We start from the raw sequence: 17260 nt of genomic DNA on the forward strand, positions 1-17260 counted from the left end.
CTTAAATCGGCTTCAGCGGCACGCGTAACACAAAACAACTTCCTCCGCCTGCGCGCCGCTCGTAGGTCACATCCCCACCATGCGCCCGCGCCATCTGCCGCGCGAGCGTCAGCCCGAGGCCGGAGCCCTGGATGCCGCTCGCCAGCGAATCGTGGGCGCGATAGAAATTCTCAAAAATCTTTTCCTCGCAACCAGCCGGCACGCCCAACCCGCGATCCAGTACGCGCACTTCCGCGTAGGGCAGGGGAGTCTCGTGCCGAGCCGTCTCGATCTCGATCTGCTTGCTTTCGTTGGAATACTTCTCTGCGTTGGACAGCAGGTTCACGAGAATTTGCGCCAGGGCGTCGGCATCGCCGCGAACCTTGAGCGGCGCGTCACCGAGCCGGCGCTCGAGCGTGAAGCCGTTGTTCTCAAGGTGCGGCCGGTAGCTTTCCGCCGTCTCGCGAGCCACCTCGACGAGGTCGCAATCCCGGAAGTTGTATTTTTTCTCGCCGCGCTCGAGCCGGGCGAAGTCGAGCACGTTGTTGATGAGCCGCGTGAGCCGGGCGGCTTCCGCGGTGATGATGTGCAGATAGGAACGCTGCTTGGCCGGGTCGCTGATGCGCCCATCGGCGAGCAGCTCGGAAAACATGCGGATGGACGTTAGCGGTGTTTTCAGTTCATGCGAGACGTTGCTGACGAAATCGGTTTTCTGGCGCGCGAGCGTCACCTGGCGGTTGAGGTCGTTCACGATCAGCCAGCTTCCGACGATCATGGCGATAAGGAGCACGGCGATGAGCAGGCCCAGCGATATGCGGATCGTCAACGCCGTCTTTTTCAGTGCTTCGGGATTCATCAGATACGCCGCCACTTCCCAATGTGGCAACGCTTCGCCGATTTCGGTGGCCACAAAGGGATGTTTCAATGAGGTTTTGAACTGCTTACGAAAAGTTGAATCAATCGGCTCTGTTGACTTGATGCCGGAATGTAAATCCAAATGCATTGCAAGCCATGGATCCGACGTTGCGACGGGTTTCGCGTTGTCGTCGAGCACCACCAAACAAATCTCATCGGGTAGCGTGGGCAAAGTGGGATTGAACTTGGAGAAATTGTGAAGGCTATTCACACTTCTACCTTGCCCAGACATTATTATGTAGTTCGACTTGGCCTTGCTCTTCACCATCAGGCGAATAATGCTGGTGATGCTGTCCAAATCCACCTGCGCGCCGAAGACCAGTTGTGGATCGCGGGCCAGGCGATGCCAGAACATCAGGCGGAGCTTGTTTTGGACGAAGCGCGCCACGCTGCCGTCGTTCGCGTCGCCGATCAGTTGGCGGAACTCCGCTTCCGTGGACATAACCTTCGAAGCGTTGAACAGCGAGGGGTCCGGCTCGTTCTGGGCAGGGACCTGGGCCAACTGCTGCGCGGGATTCACTTTGCGCGACTGCGACTTGAGATTGGCGACGGGCGGGGAATAGTTCGTAACCTCTCCGCGCGCAGAATTGAGGCCGTAGCGGTTGGCGAATGATTGTTGTGCCTCGGCCTGCTGTTCGCCGCCGCGGAGGGCGATTTGGTTCTGGCCTTTGGTGTAGTTGTCATTCCAGTACACCTCCACGCTTTCGCGGTTGGCCAGGAAGCCGCCGTTGTCCAGACAGAACGACCGCGTCTCCGGTCGCGCGGTCGGCGAGGGACAAAGGAGGTTGCCGCCAAGCGTGACGCAGAAACCGACTTCAGCCAGCGGCCAGGCGGCGCGCAAGCGGTCGTCGAAGGTCGCCGCGGCGGCGCGGGGTTGCGGATTCGTCACAAGGTTCTCGACCAGCTCATTGAACTGCCGTTGCTGCTCGGTGAGGTAGTCGTTGATATCCTTGGCCAGCGCATCAGTCACCGCCTGGTAGAGCAAGGATTGCTGGCGCTCGACGACGAACTGCTGGTCGCGCAGGGTGCGCGCCGCCAGAAATGCGAGCAACACGCTCGGCACCAACACGGCGAGCACAAACAATAGTGCGACCTTTTTCATGGCTCGGTGACCATACTCAAACTTTTGACCGATTCCGTCCAGTCTGCGATTGAGCCACAGCTTGATTTGGCGTCGGCTTCAATCCTATTCGGTCTTTGAATTAATGTAGAGCAAGGCCATGAGCTTGTTGCGCTCGGTCCAGTCCAGTGCGGTCTTTCGCGTCGCACGTTGCAGGGCCGGTTCAGCAAATCGCCCGAGTCGCTTGAGTGCAATTTGCACACGCTCGCGCGCCTGGTTGTTCCCGCGGTTGACCTCGGTGAGTTGGGTGACGAGTTCAGCTTCCACGCGGGGCGCGATGATTTCAGCGCGTCCGATCATAACGCGTACCAATTCGCGCGGTTGAGGATCGAGTTTCATGGGCAAGGTTCGGTCTGTCCAGGCGCGCGGCAACACATACAAGACGCGCAAGCCTTCCTCAGCAAACCAGGAATCCTTCCAAGTGTTGACCATCGCGATGGCTTCACGCCGATACAAACCTGCCTTCACGAGAGACTCGACCATCGCGTTGCTGATTTGGCTCGCGATCCGGTCGAGCGGCAGGGTTTGGTTTTCCAAAGCAACTTGAACTGTTTGCTGCTCGCCGGGCTGAAGTTGATCGAGGTAAATGAACTGACCCTGGCGGCTTTGCACTTGCAAAAGGAAAAGATGCGTGAGCGTTTCTGCGCCAGAATTGGCCAGAGTGACTTCGTCGTTCGATTTCATTGTGACTCGCAGTGGCGTGGCAAAGCTTCCGACGCCACGATAAAAAAGAAATTTCTCGTGTTCGGGCATGGGATTGGTCGGCGAGAGCGAGTTCATGCGCACAAAGGCAGCATCGGTTTCACGCGCGGCGAAGTAATGACTGCCCGAAGCGTCGCCCGGCAACAATCCGGCGACATCGTGGTTCTGATCAATCGGCAAGATGTGGAGATCTTTCCAGTGAATCATGCTGTCCTTGATTCCGGCGTTGCCGAACGTCGAAACAAAACTAAAAGTGGACGGGAAACCGCTTTTGCGAACGGCATTGTCCAGCGCCACAAATGCCGGATGAGGCGGGAGTGTTGACGGGCCGATCTCGTGCGCTTGCGGATACCATTCGGTGAGCAACCCTTTGGGAAAGCGAACGGAAAGATCAACGGTTTGTTCCTTGTCCGCGTAAAAGTAAATCACAGGCGTTTCCATTCGTTGCAGCGTGACCAGCGAGCCTTTGCCAAGCCCCAGCGGCCTTGCTGCCCTTCGATTCAACCCCGGCTTCGTCCAGTCATAAACGAACCTCGGCAGGCGACTCGTTTGCAATGGCCGCCAATCCAGCAAGACGCCGTCGCCGCCCTGCACTGAGGTGAATGTTCCCCATTCGTGAGCGACAATGCCATTGTCGTTGCTGGCTGCGATGCCAAGCGTTGAAAAGGCCGCAATGACGAGACAGAAACTTACAGTTGTTTTGGCGAGACGTCGCTGTGAAGTGGTCATCAACCGATCGGACTTCGAGGAATAAAAGCGTGATTTCATGCGGCGAATGTCACCAATCCTCCGGAGAGAGTTGTCAGATTCACGCAAAAGAATTGTAAAAGAAATGTGATAGTGTCCCGTGGCGCCAGACTGAACCAGGGATCGGAATCCCGTATCAGTAAAAGTTCCATGTAAACTCTAGCGGTTAGTGCGTCCACATTGGCGTGCGCGCATTTGTTCAAACAACCAAAGTAATGAAGTAGCGAAAATACTTGCAGGCGTTGGCGGGCGGCAGACAATGAGGCTGCACCACCTATCGGGTTGGTCGCGTCGACCAACCGGGGCGATGAACCAAGTCTTGTTGAAACAACTCAAATGAGAGGACTCCTATGTCAGAACCAACGAATCCGAGCAATGATCGTTCGACAACTTCCCCGATGGACCGCCGCGATTTTCTCAAGGGCGCAATGCTGGCCGCCGGCGCGGCTGGCACCGTGCTGGCCACATCGGTGAGCGAGACGGCCCAGGCGGCTCCGGCAAGCAAGCCCGGCGCGCCGTGGGACCCCAACGGCCGCATCGGCATCGGCGTCAACCTCGAATACGTCCGGCACGCCGACAAGAATCTCGCCTACGGGATCAAGTGCGCGGGCCAGATCGGTTATCAGTACGTCGAACCTTGCATGCTCGATGGCCGCTGCCTGCTCTCCAACGCCGGCTATTGCCACGTGACCAGCATGGATACTGATCCGAAGATCATCAAAGACCTGTGCGCGGAAGCCGGCGTGAAGATCAGCGGGTTGTCATCGCACTCGGACCTCCTCAATCCCGAATACGGCGTGCTCTATGCCCGGCGCGGCATCCGCTACGCCCGGGCGCTCGGCGTGAACGTCGTCCAGATCACTGAAGACATGTATCCGCCCAAGTGGATTGACGAGACCGAGGCGTACAACATCATGCGCATCACGCTTCGCTCAATCGCCGAGACGTGCGAGGAGAACGGCGTTTATATCGCCGTCGAGCAGCACGGGCCGTACACCGCGAAGATCGAGCGCATGAAGCGCATTCTGTCGCTCGTGGACTCGCCGTGGATCAAATGCAATTTCGATTGCGGCAATACCTTTCTGGCCGGCTCCGATCCGTACGAAATGCTCGAAGCCGTCATTGACAAGGTCGTGCACGTGCATGCGAAGGACATCTCGGTCAAGCAGGCGGAGGCGGAGCGGGGCAAGGTCACCGGCACGGCGGTCGGCTGCGCGTGCGGCGACGGCGTCATTGACTGGAAAAAACTCGTGGTCCGATTGAAGAAGGCCGGTTACAAAGGCGTGCTCTCGGTCGAGTGCGGCACCGAGGAACAGGCGGTTCGATCACATGCGCATCTGACGAAAGTGCTGCAGGAACTGGGAGCCTGAACTTGCTGAACAAATAGAAAGGGCCGGCGTGGTGTGCCGGCCCGCGAGCGCAAACCGGGCTTACTTACCCATCAGATGTTCGAGGACCATCTGGTCGAGCGCTTGGTAGTTGCGGTCGGCGATAAGTTCCTTCGCCTTCGCTTCGTTGAAGGTGCGCGCTTTTTGGACCAGACGGAGAAACGTGCGGCGGCTGTTGTCGAGGTGCGCCAGCCAATGCTCGACCTTGGTGGTGCGGAAGGGATGCACGTCGAGGCCTACGTATTCGCCGTGGTGACCGTAACCGTTCCGTTCCAATGCGCGGACCTGGTCGAAGGCGCTGCGAAGGTTGGCGCTGCCGAAAGGTTTGTCCTGGTCGAATTTCAATCCGTTTTGATCGTTAAGATGCAGCGACCAAAGTTTGCCGAAAGTCATCGCGAAATCAATTTCATCGGCGGGATCAAGTCCGGCGAGAATGCAGTGGGCGGTTTCGATCAACGCCCCGACGCGTTTTGGATCACGGGTCAATTGTCCGACGGCCAGCGCGTGACCGATGGTTGGAAGGTAGGCGTGATCCATCGGCTCGTTGGGTTTTGGTTCGATGGCCAGACGCACTTTGCGGTCGTGCGCCAGCATGGCGTCGAAAGCCTCGACCAAAAGCTCAACGCTGCGTTTCCCGCTTTTAGCTTCGCGCAGATACGTGCCTTCACGAGCGAGCCAGAGAACGAGGAGATCCGTGCCCAGGATCTTACCGATGTCAATGGCGCGACGGGTGCGGTCAATGGCGTACTGGCGACATTTCTTGTCATTGCTCGTGTACGCACCGTCGATGGTCTGCGGGGCGAACCATAACCGCGGTGCGACAAACTCCGCGACGATGCCTTCACCATCCAGTCGCCTCTTGAGTTCGCGGGCTTCCTTGCGAACTTGCGCATCCGATTTGAGATCGAGGTCTGGCACCGCGTCGTCGTCGTGGAACATCATCGCCTCAAAGCCGAGCTGCTTGAGTTGGGCGAGTTTCCAGTCAAAGTTTTGGGGCGGGCGGGTCGTGGGGCCGTAAGGGTCCTGACCTTCACTGATGTTCCACGGGCCGAAACAGAATTTGTATTGAAATGATTTGGACATAATGTTTGCCGGCGACGTTACCAGGATTCCTTTCGAATGAAAGCGGAAAAAAATTGTGGGCGAGGCGCCGTGGGCTGATATACTCCCGACCGTCAAGACTCTATGACGGAAGCCAGGCAATCCGAATCGGCAGCAAGCTCCAACCTCTCCGGGCGGGTGACGTTCCTGGATGGCAATGGCGGGCTGCCCATGATCGAAGTCGAAACGCCATGGAGCACGGCGGAGATTTATCTGCACGGCGCGCAGGTCACTCACTTCCAAAGAAGGAACGAGCCGCCGGTATTATTTTTAAGTCATGTGAGCCGGTTTGCCGAAGGGCAGCCCATTCGCGGCGGCATTCCGATCGTGCTGCCTTGGTTTGGACCGCGAGAAGGTGAGCCCACGCACGGATTTGCCCGGCTGAAAGCCTGGGAGCTGAAGGACATTTTTCAATCGCCGGATGGCAGCACCAGTCTGCGGCTGCGGTTGGCGGAATGCGCGGAAGCCGCCAGCTTCCCGCCGTTCACGGCGGATTACGTTGTCACGGTCAGCGAAGTGTTGAAATTGCGTCTCACCATCACCAATGCGTCGCCGGAGGCCGAATTGACTTTCGAGAATTGTCTTCATACTTACTTCAGCGTGGGCGATGTGGAGGCGATCTCCCTCACCGGACTGGCGGGCGTGCGCTATCTCGACAAGTGCGACAACCTTGTGGAGAAAACGGAAATCGCCGCGCCGTTGAAAATCACTCAGGAAGTGGACCGCGTTTATCTCGACGCCCCAGGCGCGGTGGAAATCCTGGATGCGAAGTTGCGCCGAAGAATTCGCGTTGAAAAGACGGGTTCGGCTTCGACGGTGTTGTGGAATCCCTGGATCGCCAAGGCGCAACAAATGCCGGATTTCGGCAACGAGGAGTATCAGCAGATGGTTTGCGTCGAGTCCGGCAACGTCGGCCGGAACAAAATCACCCTGCCGCCGGGCAAGTCCTCCACCATGAAAGTCACTTTGACAAGCGCCCCCGCGTAACCCGACGGCGAGGCGGTTGTGGTTCTAAATGGTGAATTTTGTTTACGCCGGAGCATGAGTTTGGTTTAGTCGCCGGTGTCCATCGACGAGCGCTTTGCCTGGAAGGACGGCAGCCACTCTTCGCACGGACGCCATGATCCGCTAAATTCAACCGCGGGTTGACCGCCAACCGAACCATGAAATCCTGTGTCCCACATCCCTCGTCGGTCAGCCAGCAAGGCGGCCGGCACAAGCAATGGCGTTTGCGTTTGGCGATTCTGATATTGGGGTGCGCGGGGCTAACGACGCTTGTCGCTGACGAGACAAACCGTGTTGATTTGAAAAAATTATCACTTTCCGATCTCGCCAACCTCGAAGTGACGTCGGTCTCGCGCAAGGTGGAGAAATTATCAGAGGCGGCGTCGGCCATCACAGTCATCACCCAGGAGGACATCCACCGTTCCGGGGCCACCAGTTTGCCGGAGGCCTTGCGGCTGGCGCCCAATCTGGAAGTGGCACAGGTCGATTCGCGTCAATGGGCGATCAGCGCGCGCGGGTTCAACAGCACGACGGCCAACAAGTTTCTGGTGCTGATGGATGGCCGCACGGTTTATACGCCACTGTTTTCGGGAGTGTTTTGGGACGCGCAGGACACGCTGTTGGAGGACATTGACCGGATTGAAGTCATCAGCGGGCCGGGGGCCACGGTCTGGGGCGCCAACGCCGTCAATGGGGTGATCAACATTCTGACCAAAAGCGCCCGGGAGACGCAGGGCTTGTTGCTCTATGGCGGCGGCGGCACTGAGGAACGAGCCTTCGGGGGTTTGCGTTATGGCGGTCAACTGGGCACGAACGCGTACTACCGGGTTTACACCAAATATTTTAATCGGGATGAAACTCCGCTCCCGCACGGCGCGGACGGCCAAGACAACTGGCAGATGGGGCAGGGCGGTTTTCGAGTGGATTGGTATCCGACGGAGATAAATCAACTGACCTTGCAAGGTGATGGTTACGGTGCCGCCATCAATCAAATTGCCAAGGGAGACATTCGCATTGGCGGCGGCAATCTGCTCGGTCGCTGGTCGCACACGTTTTCGGAGGAGAGCGAACTGAAGGTTCAATTGTATTACGACCGGACGCACCGGCGGATTCCCGACACCTTCGCCGAGGACTTGGACACGTATGACTTGGATCTGCAACATCGCTTTCCCCTGGGTGAACGACAGGACATCGTCTGGGGACTGGGTTACCGGCTCGCCGAGGATCGCGTGGGGAACACGGCCAATCTGGCGTTTCTCCCGGCCCACCTCTCATTCCAACTGTTCAGCGGCTTTCTCCAGGACGAAATCACGCTCGTGCCTGATCGTTTGCGGCTGACGCTGGGATCGAAATTTGAGCACAACGATTTCAGCGGGTTTGAATTTCAGCCCAGCGCACGGCTTTCGTGGACGGTGACGCAGCGACAAACCCTCTGGGCCGCCGTTTCGCGGGCGGCGCGGACACCGTCGCGGATTGATCAGGATTTTTTCGTGCCCGGCAATCCGCCATTTGCCTTCGCCGGCGGACCGAAATTTGTTTCCGAAGAGTTGCTGGCTTATGAACTGGGCTATCGCGTTCAACCTTTCGAGCGGCTGTCGGCATCGATTGCCGCGTTTTACAATGACTATGACAAATTGCGGAGTTTGGAGCCTGGGCCGCCGTTTACAATCGCCAACGGCCTGACCGGAGAGGCGTATGGCGCCGAACTGGCGGCCAGGTATCAATTGACGAGTTGGTGGCGCTGGCAGGCCGGCTACACCTACTTGCAGAAACACATCCGGCTGAAACCGGGCAGCATGGACTTCAACCAGGCGCGCGGCGAGGGCAGCGATCCCGAGAACCAGTTTTCCGTGCGCTCGTCGATGGACTTGCCGGGGAACTTGATGCTGGACGGCGCGCTACGCTATGTCGATCTGCTGCACAACATCGCCAATGGGGTGAGAGGCACCGTGCCGGGTTACGTTGAACTGGATGTCCGGTTGAGCTGGATGCCGACCAAAAACCTGGAGTTGTCGGTCGTCGGCCAAAATCTTCTGGATCGTCAGCATCCGGAATTTGGGTTTCCCACCTCGCGCCACGAGATGGAACGCGGCGTTTTCGGAAAGGTCACATGGCGTTATTAGCATGGGAGGGTAGCGCCGATTCGTGTTTGAAGTCCGCGTCCGCGGCGCCGGTGTGCGCCCGGGTTGCGGCTGCGCTGGCAACGGACCTTGCGGGGCGACGCGCGAGGATTCTCCGCGCGGTGCTGCTCTGCCTCTGGAGCATGGTGGGGCTGTCAACGCAGAGTCAGATTGCCGAGTATGACGTGAAGGCGGAATATTTGTACCGATTTGCTCTGTTTGTCGATTGGCCGCCCGAGGCGTTTCCAGGTGCGAATACCCCGATTACGATCGGCGTGCTGGGCAACGATCCATTCGGAAAACGTCTCGATGAAGTCGTGAAAAACGAAAAGGTTCATGGCCGTGAACTGCACGTTGAACGCTTTGGTCGCGTGGAAGAGATAATCCGGCTGGCTGCGGAAAAGAATAAAGTGTGTCATATCCTTTTCATCAGCCAGTCTGAGTCGGGAAAGCTCGACAACATCCTGGCCGGCTTGAAGGGCCGGCACATTTTGACGGTGGGCGAGAGCAACCGCTTCGCTGAACGCGGCGGCATTGTCGGTTTTGTGATGAAAGAAAGGAAAGTTCGGTTCAAGCTCAACATGGTCATTGCGACCGGGGAAAAGCTGACCATCAGCGCGCAGTTGCAGGGCGTCGCGGCGGAGTTGATCCAAGAGAAAAAGGACGAGTAAATGACGTTTCGGGACGTGCCCATCAAGCGGAAGTTGACCGCGGTCATCATGTTGACCAGCACCATTGTCTTGCTGTTGACCTGCGCGGCGTTTGCCACTTATGAGCTGATCACGTTTCGCAAGGCAATGAAGCGAAATCTGGCGACGCTGGCGCAGGTGATTGCGGCGAACAGCACTGGCGCGATCACTTTTGATGACCCAAAGCTTGCGCGAGAAACGCTGGCCGCGCTGAAGGTCGAGCCGCACATCGTGGCGGCGGCGCTTTATCGTCCGAACGGAATGCTTTTCGCCAAGTTTCCGGCCGGGCAACCCGACGAGTCGTTCCCACCGCGCCCCGGGCCTGACGGCCCGCGCTTCCGGGAAGGCAGCCTGATTTTTTTTGAGCCCGTGCTGAAGGAGGGTGAGCGCTTGGGGACGCTTTATCTCAACTCGAATCTGGAGGAGTTGCATGGTTTAATGCGGCTTTACGGCGGCATTGTGGTGCTGGTGATGGCCAGTTCATTTCTGATTGCCTTCGCCCTTTCGACCGCGTTGCAGAAAGGCATTTCCGAACCGATTCTGGAACTGGCCAGCACCGCCAAAACCGTGTCGGACCGCAAGGACTATTCCGTACGGGCCAAAAAATATGGGCGCGATGAGTTGGGCCAATTGACCGATTCGTTCAACAACATGCTCAGTTTGATTCACGAGCGCGACGCTTCCCTGCGCGAAGGCGCCGAGCGACTGCGCCTGGCGCTCGAAGCGGCGCAAACCGGCACCTGGGACTGGAACATGATCACGAAGAAGCTGAGTTGGGACGAATACATGTATCCTCAGTTCGGTCTCCGCCGGAACGAATTCGACGGCACCTACGAAGGATTTCTGAAACACGTTCACCCAGACAACCGGGAACAGGTCAATCGCGCGATCGCGCTGGCGGTGGACCAGAAACGGGAGTTTAACCTGGAGTTCCGGGTCCTCTGGCCGGACGCCACCGTTCATGACATCGCCGCGCGCGGCAAAGCATTTTACGATGATCAGGGCCAGGCGGTGCGCATGGCTGGCGTGAGCCTGGACGTGACCCAACGGCGCCGGGCGGAGGAGGAGATTCGCCGGTTGAATGCCGAACTCGAACAGCGCGTCCAGGAGCGCACCGCGGAACTGGCGGCCACCAACAAGGAGTTGGAAGCATTCACCTACTCGGTCGCCCATGATCTGCGGGCGCCGCTGCGGCACGTCGATGCCTATTCGCAGGTGGTGCAGGATGTGTTTGCGCCTCAGTTGCCGGCCGAGGCCCAGAAATATTTGGGCCGCATCCGGCACGGCGTCCAGAACATGGGATTGCTGGTGGATGATCTGCTCAACCTGGCGCGCGTCGGCAGGCAGGAACTCAACCGGACTGTGACAGGATTGAACACCATTGTTGAAGAAGTCGTGGCGGAATTAAAACCGGAGACGCGCCATCGCCAGATCGAATGGCAGATCGGCCAGCTTCCCTACGTGGAATGCGACCCCGGACTCATCAAACAAGTCTTCGCCAACCTCCTTTCCAACGCCGTCAAATACACCCGGCCCCGTGAGAAGGCCGTCATCCAGATCGGGCAGACGACGGCCAATGGTCAAACCGCCATTTTCGTCCGCGACAACGGTGTCGGCTTCAGCATGAAGTATGTCGATAAAATATTTGGTGTCTTCCAGCGGCTGCATCGCCCGGAGGATTTTGAGGGGACGGGCGTGGGGCTGGCCACGGTGGACCGCATCATCCGCAAACACGGCGGGCGCGTCTGGCCGGAAGCAGAACTGGACAAAGGCGCCACTTTCTATTTCACTTTGCAGGCAGCGGCAGATGAAGCCACGGGGAACCGTCTGCCCCTGCAAGTTCAATGATGAAACACGACGAAGTTGAAATCCTGTTGGTCGAAGACAATCCCGACGACGTGGAACTGGCGATGATCGCGTTCCAGCGGAACAATCTCGCCAACAAACTCCACGTGGTGCGCGACGGCGAGGAGGCGCTGGACTTCTTTTTTTGCCGCGGAGCCTACAGCGACCGCAGCTTCGACACGCCGCCCAAACTGGTATTGCTCGATCTCAAACTGCCCAAGGTGGACGGGCTGGATGTGCTGCGCGAAGTCAAAGCCGATCGCCGCACCAAATCCGTTCCCATCGTGGTGATGACTTCCTCCACGCAGCAAAGGGACATGGTGGAAGGCTATCAACTGGGCGTGAACAGCTACATTCAAAAGCCGGTGAATTTCGACCAGTTTCAAAAACTGATCAAAGACCTGGGTTTCTATTGGCTGGTCGTCAACCAGTTCCCGCCGCCCGGCGCGTTCGCGGCGCTCAACAACGGCTGATCACCTCGCGCAAATCGCTTCCCGCCAGCTAGCCGACTTCACTCACCTTCACCGGTCGGTTTTCCTGCAAAGATTTGTTCGCAGCCAGACCCAACACGACGGCCATGCGTCCATCCTCGGCGCTGACCGAAGGGGCGGTATCGCTGCGAATACAATTCACAAATTGATGCAGCTCGGCGACAAAGGCTTCCTGGTATCGCTCCAGGAAAAAGTATTGCGGCTTGGCCGAGGTTACGCTCTCTGCGTCGAGAAGTAAGTGATTGTCAGGCGTGCGGTTCGAGACTGCCACCATTCCCGCCGAGCCGAAAACCTCTACACGTTGGTCGTACCCATAAACGGCTTTGCGACTGTTATCGATCGTCGCCAAAGCGCCCTTTTTCAAGCGCATCGTCACGATGCAAGTGTCGATGTCGCCCGCGCGACCGATTTCCGGATCCACCAAAGCGTCGCCCACTGCAAAAAGTTCCTCAATCTCGCTGCCGCTCAGAAAGCGCACCATGTCGAAGTCGTGAATCGTCATATCGAGAAAGATGCCTCCGGAGACTTTCACATACGAAATCGGCGGCGGCGCGGGATCACGACTGGTGATGCGCACCAGATGCGGTGTGCCAATCTTGCCGGCGGCAACCAGCTCGCGCGCCCTGGCAAAACTGGGGTCGAAGCGGCGGTTGAAACCAATTTGGAATTTGACTCTGGTTTTGCTGACCGCATTGAGCGCTTGTTGGATGCGCTTCAAATCAAGGTCGATGGGCTTTTCGCAAAAGATGTGCTTCCCGCGCGCGGCGGCCTCTTGAATGATTTGGGCATGAGTGTCGGTCGCCGAACAAATCGCGATGGCTTCGATGTCGGGCGACTCGAGCAATTGGCGGTAATCGACGGTGACAAGCTGAACGTGGAACTGGCTGGCCACCGTCTGGGCCGCCGCGAGATTGACATCCGCCACTCCGGCCAGGCGCGCACCGGGGATACGCGTGGCGAGGTTCTCCGCGTGGAGTTTGCCGATTCTTCCCGCGCCGATGAGTCCGACGTTGATGGTCTTGATGGACACAGAATTGTTTTAGAGATTGCAGCTTCGCAGAAACTCGCGGTTGCGCCGCGCGAATTCCTTGGGCGCACCCATGCCGGGCAACACGTCTTGTTCGACGACGATCCAGCCCGGATACTTCTCCCTCTGCAATTCAGCAGCAAAGGTCTTGAAGTCGACGTCGCCTTTGCCGAGTTCGCAAAAGATGCCGTGCTTGAGCGATTCAAAATAATTCCACTCATTTTTGCGCGCCTGTTCATGCGTCTGGGGACTGCAATCCTTGAAGTGCACGTGCCAGATGCGGTCCTTGAACTGCCGGTAAGCCAGAAGCGGGTCGCCACCGCCGCCGAATCGATAGTGTCCCGTGTCGAAACAAAGCCCGACGAGTTTCGGGTCGGTCGATTTCATCAGTTGCTCGATCTCCCACGGCGTCTCGACAAAACCGGCGCAGTGATGATGGAACACGCTGCGCAATCCGGTCTGGCGCCGCACCGCTTCAGCGACGCGGTTCACGCCCCGGCTGAATGTGTCCCATTTCGCCGGCGACAGGCTGTGTTGCGGCTTGATGCGGCCGGCAAGTTTGGTGCGCGTCGCGTCCTTGCCGTTGTCGTCAGCGAGGACAATAAACGGAAGTGTGCCCACGGCATCGGCCATCAAGCGCGCGGTTTTGACGGCGCGCGCTGCTCCGTCCGCGTGGGCGGATTCCTCCGCGAACGCCACGGGCACAAACGCGCCGAGCAACGCCAGTCCCCTCACATTCAACTCGCGCTTCAGTGCCACCGGCTCGGTCGGCATGAAACCCCAATCCCCCAACTCGGTGCCGGCGTAACCGGTTTCGTGGATTTCATCCAGAACCTGGGCGAAGCCGAGCGCGGCGCCCGGCAAATCGAATTCGAGCACGCCCCAGGAACAGGGTGCGTTGGCGACTGGGATGACGGTTGATTTTTTTGTCGTCATGCTTGGCAGATGGAACGTGCAGCGCGATACAGTCACCCAGAACCACTTTCTCTCCGCCGGCAGGGCATCGTCATTTCTTTGGAGCGTGGCAGAGAGGAGCGCCGGCTGTCAATTTCACCTTGGCGGATTCCAAGTATTCAACGAAGGTGTTGCCCCGTGGCTTCGCTGTCCTGCATCGTCTTACGCGCCCTCGCTCGGCCGCGTTCCGAGCGCGGTCTTTCGTTTACGGTTTCCAGGTTTGGAGACGGACAGCAGACGAGACTTCGCGAAATATTCTTGCGAAACGTTCTAGTCAATCATGGTTTTCTTTTCGTTGGGTCGTGATGGGGTGGAGTCCCTTTCTATGTTGAATAGGATTCTGAAACGAGGCTGATCGAGGAACGCAGAAGCTAATAAAACCCTTGGAAAAATTGAATGGAATTGAGGTTGGCGGAGAGAGGGGGATTCGAACCCCCGGTGGGGTTTTAGCCCACTCACGCTTTCCAGGCGTGCGCTTTAAACCACTCAGCCATCTCTCCACCTGAACCGATCGTAATGTGAAGGAGCAGGGACAGAATCGCAATGCTTTTCGGATTCAACCGCGACCGGGAAAATCCGGGAACAAAGTTCGCCCTGCCGACTCTCAAAGATGTCGAAATGCTCCTCTCAAATCTGGAACGAACAAGAAAAAATACGGTTGATTCTCCGATTAATGAACTACCACTGTTAACCTAAACCAACATCAAGACCTATGGACACCTTACCTCAATTTTTTCGCCACGCTGTGGCGCTTGGCGGACGCTGGGTGAAAACTTTCGGAACTCTGAGTCGCGACGCCGCATTGACCTGCCTGGCTTTTTTGTTGCTGTTGGGTCAGGCCCAGGCCAGTTTTCACTTGTGGAATGTGAATGAGATTTATTCAAGCGGCGACGGCAGTGTTCAATTTATTGAATTGCGGGAAACGTCGGGCGGCTTTGGCGGTGAAAATGGACTTAATACGTACGGAGCCAGCATTCGGGTAACCAGTCCGCTGGCGACCAATGAATACTTCTTTGACCACGATCTGGTCGGGAATACCGCTAACAAGACACTTATCATCGGTACGGCCAACCTGAGTTCAATTCCCGGCGGTCTGACGCCCGACTACACCATTCCGCCCAACTTCATTTTGCCCAGCAGTGGCAATGTGAGCTTTGTGGGGTTTGGTATTAATTACGACTTCATCTCTTACAGTAACCTTCCCACGGATGGCGACGCTTCGCTCGTTCGTTCGGGTGGCAGCATGGTTCTATCGACCACCAATACGCCCAAGAATTTCAATGACGAATCCAATTCCATTGTGCCAGTGAAAATGAAATCCATCAGCCGCAGTGGAAATGATTTCAACCTTACTTTCGCCACAGCCACGGGTCCAAACGGAACCGCCGGGCCGAATTATGATGTGGAGTTCAACAACACCATCACTGGCACGAATTGGCTGACGCTGACAAGTGTCGGTGGCGATGGAACGGCGAAAACAGTGACCGATTCGAATCCGCCGGACCCGCAACGAATTTATCGACTACGGGTGCCGTAGCCCATGAGTCGAGACTGGTTGCCGCACACCGCGAGCTTCGTTCCGTCAGTTGCATTCAGTTTACCAGGACAGAATTCCAAGTTGTGAAGGAATTAAGGATTCAATCTAGTCGGCGAGAAATATGAACGCCATGCGCCCTCAATCCAGCATCGCGACGCTTCATGCTCAAGCCCGACACGCGAGATTAATATCCAAGCTGGTCTTGTTGGCCGGCATGTCTCTGGTGATCTTATTCGAGACCGATGCGGCGTATGCAACGTTTCACCTCTGGGACATCAGCGAGGTGTATTCAAGTGCGGATGGGACGGTTCAGTTCATCGAGTTGACGAATAATTCGTCGGCCACCATCGAGGGTTCACTCTCGGGCATTACCATCACCTGCTACAACGCGCAACGCACAAATAGTTATACCTTCCCGAACGATTTATTGGGCAGCACGCTCAACAAGACGTTTTTGATTGGCACCACCAATTCGGCGTCTGTGCCCGCTGGTGTCACGCCTGATTATTTCGTTCCTGATAACTTTCTTTTACTGGAGGGCGGAACAATCAACTATGGCGATGTTGACATTGTTGTTTACACGAACTTGCCGACGAATGGAGTGGCTTCCTTGGTGCGTTCTGGCGCGAGCATGATTTTTTCCATCACGAACTCACCCAAGAATTTCGAAAACGTTTCGAACTCAATCGTGCCTGTTAGGCTGCAATCCCTCACCCAGACTGGAAACGCTTTCGTCCTCTCTTTCGCCACGGCCAGAGGCACCAACGGAGCGGCCGGGCCAAATTATGCCGTTGAATTCAACACCGCCATCGCGAGCACTGGTTGGCAGAAGCTGGCCAACGTCGGCGGCGATGGCACAATCAAGGCCGTCACCAACACAAATCCGCCCGATCCTCAACGATTTTATCGACTGCGCGTGCCCTGACCAAAAGTCGCAATGTCACTGTGGGCGCTGCGTGCCAACCGTACTCAAAACGCAGCGCATGATGGGACGCGAGGGCGAACGCCGCACAACTTCTTTGAACCCCGCCTTGCGAAAGGCCGAGGCCAGTCCGGTATAAACAAACACGTCGGGCTGAACTTTTTTCGGCTCGACGGGATAGCCCTCGACAAGTTTGGCGCCGTTCCGCCTGGCAAAATCAACCGCCGCTTTCAGCAACTGCACCGTTACGCCACGTCGCCGGTAAGGTCGCGCGACGAAAAAGCAGGTGATCGACCAGACCGGTTCGTCATCGATTGGCTTCAACGTTCGCGAGGTTGCCAGCCGCGGATAAACTACGCGCGGCGCGAGGGCGCACCAGCCAACCGGCTGGTCGCCGACAAACGCAAGTAACCCGGGAAACTCACCAGCCTTGACGATTGCTCGAATCGCCGTCTTATTTCCTGCGCCCTTCTGCTTTGTCCATTGTGCTCGCGGCAACCGCCACCACATACACCAACAACCAGCGCACGCGCCGCTCTTTCCGAAGAGAGCTTCAAAGTCGCGCCACCGCTCGGGAGTCAACGGATGGATTTTGACGTGCAATTGGCTCGGAGTGTTCGCTGTCATAGCTTGTGCCACATGACTTGCCGATTCGGTGTAAACACGCGGTCTCTTTTTGACAACTCTAATGTCTTTCACCAAACAGGTTTCAGTCTCA

14 protein-coding genes and 1 tRNA gene are annotated in these 17260 nt (G+C 57.3%); 8 read left to right on the plus strand and 7 right to left on the minus strand.

Going from position 1 to position 17260, the window contains the following annotated elements:
• Position 1: 1 nt before the first annotated feature.
• Together HY298_08340 and HY298_08345 are read right to left on the minus strand one after the other, a co-directional pair.
• Entirely contained in the window at positions 2 to 1996 is a 1995-nt protein-coding gene (locus HY298_08340; protein MBI3850282.1) for a HAMP domain-containing histidine kinase, read from the minus strand.
• An 84-nt stretch (positions 1997 to 2080) separates the two neighbouring features.
• On the minus strand, positions 2081 to 3484 hold the full coding sequence (locus HY298_08345; protein MBI3850283.1) for a hypothetical protein: 1404 nt from the start codon (positions 3482 to 3484) through the stop codon (positions 2081 to 2083).
• 329 nt (positions 3485 to 3813) lie between these two features.
• Here HY298_08345 and HY298_08350 point away from each other — a divergent pair, with 329 nt between their 5' ends.
• The gene (locus HY298_08350; protein ID MBI3850284.1) at positions 3814 to 4833 is read left to right on the plus strand and encodes a sugar phosphate isomerase/epimerase; all 1020 of its coding nucleotides are present in this window, start codon (positions 3814 to 3816) and stop codon (positions 4831 to 4833) included.
• Positions 4834 to 4893: 60 nt separating this feature from the next.
• On the opposite strand, the gene HY298_08355 is transcribed toward HY298_08350, so the two are convergent.
• Positions 4894 to 5934, minus strand: a complete 1041-nt coding sequence (locus tag HY298_08355; GenBank protein MBI3850285.1) for a TIM barrel protein — start codon at positions 5932 to 5934, stop codon at positions 4894 to 4896.
• Positions 5935 to 6036: 102 nt separating this feature from the next.
• On the opposite strand from HY298_08355, the gene HY298_08360 reads away from it, so the two are divergent.
• The 5 genes from HY298_08360 to HY298_08380 all read left to right on the plus strand — a co-directional run bounded on the left by HY298_08360 (position 6037) and on the right by HY298_08380 (position 12084).
• Complete coding sequence (locus tag HY298_08360; protein ID MBI3850286.1) at positions 6037 to 6939, plus strand: D-hexose-6-phosphate mutarotase; 903 nt, start codon at positions 6037 to 6039, stop codon at positions 6937 to 6939.
• Positions 6940 to 7115: 176 nt separating this feature from the next.
• Entirely contained in the window at positions 7116 to 9080 is a 1965-nt protein-coding gene (locus HY298_08365) for a TonB-dependent receptor (protein MBI3850287.1), read from the plus strand.
• Positions 9068 to 9748: a YfiR family protein gene (locus HY298_08370; GenBank protein ID MBI3850288.1), complete on the plus strand. Its 681-nt coding sequence runs from the start codon at positions 9068 to 9070 to the stop codon at positions 9746 to 9748. Before HY298_08365 ends, HY298_08370 begins: the two co-directional genes overlap by 13 nt.
• A complete protein-coding gene (locus HY298_08375; GenBank protein ID MBI3850289.1) occupies positions 9749 to 11614 on the plus strand; it encodes a PAS domain-containing protein in 1866 nt (621 codons plus the stop codon).
• On the plus strand, positions 11614 to 12084 hold the full coding sequence (locus HY298_08380; protein MBI3850290.1) for a response regulator: 471 nt from the start codon (positions 11614 to 11616) through the stop codon (positions 12082 to 12084). The genes HY298_08375 and HY298_08380 overlap by 1 nt, the downstream gene beginning before the upstream one ends.
• 28 nt (positions 12085 to 12112) lie before the next feature.
• Here the strand turns inward: HY298_08380 and iolG are convergent, their stop codons facing one another.
• The 3 genes from iolG to HY298_08395 form a co-directional block, all read right to left on the minus strand.
• The gene (gene iolG / locus HY298_08385; GenBank protein ID MBI3850291.1) at positions 12113 to 13126 is read right to left on the minus strand and encodes an inositol 2-dehydrogenase; all 1014 of its coding nucleotides are present in this window, start codon (positions 13124 to 13126) and stop codon (positions 12113 to 12115) included.
• A gap of 15 nt (positions 13127 to 13141) precedes the next feature.
• A complete protein-coding gene (locus tag HY298_08390) occupies positions 13142 to 14065 on the minus strand; it encodes a TIM barrel protein (protein MBI3850292.1) in 924 nt (307 codons plus the stop codon).
• A 427-nt stretch (positions 14066 to 14492) separates the two neighbouring features.
• Positions 14493 to 14583: transfer RNA gene (locus tag HY298_08395), tRNA-Ser, on the minus strand.
• A gap of 212 nt (positions 14584 to 14795) precedes the next feature.
• Here HY298_08395 and HY298_08400 point away from each other — a divergent pair.
• Positions 14796 to 15620, plus strand: a complete 825-nt coding sequence (locus tag HY298_08400; protein MBI3850293.1) for a hypothetical protein — start codon at positions 14796 to 14798, stop codon at positions 15618 to 15620.
• A 130-nt stretch (positions 15621 to 15750) separates the two neighbouring features.
• The gene (locus HY298_08405; protein ID MBI3850294.1) at positions 15751 to 16545 is read left to right on the plus strand and encodes a hypothetical protein; all 795 of its coding nucleotides are present in this window, start codon (positions 15751 to 15753) and stop codon (positions 16543 to 16545) included.
• 15 nt (positions 16546 to 16560) lie between these two features.
• Here the strand turns inward: HY298_08405 and HY298_08410 are convergent, their stop codons facing one another.
• Positions 16561 to 17169: a GNAT family N-acetyltransferase gene (locus HY298_08410; GenBank protein ID MBI3850295.1), complete on the minus strand. Its 609-nt coding sequence runs from the start codon at positions 17167 to 17169 to the stop codon at positions 16561 to 16563.
• Positions 17170 to 17260 lie beyond the last annotated feature (91 nt).

This window comes from Verrucomicrobiota bacterium (assembly GCA_016200005.1).
In the GTDB taxonomy this organism is placed as follows: domain Bacteria; phylum Verrucomicrobiota; class Verrucomicrobiia; order Limisphaerales; family PALSA-1396; genus PALSA-1396.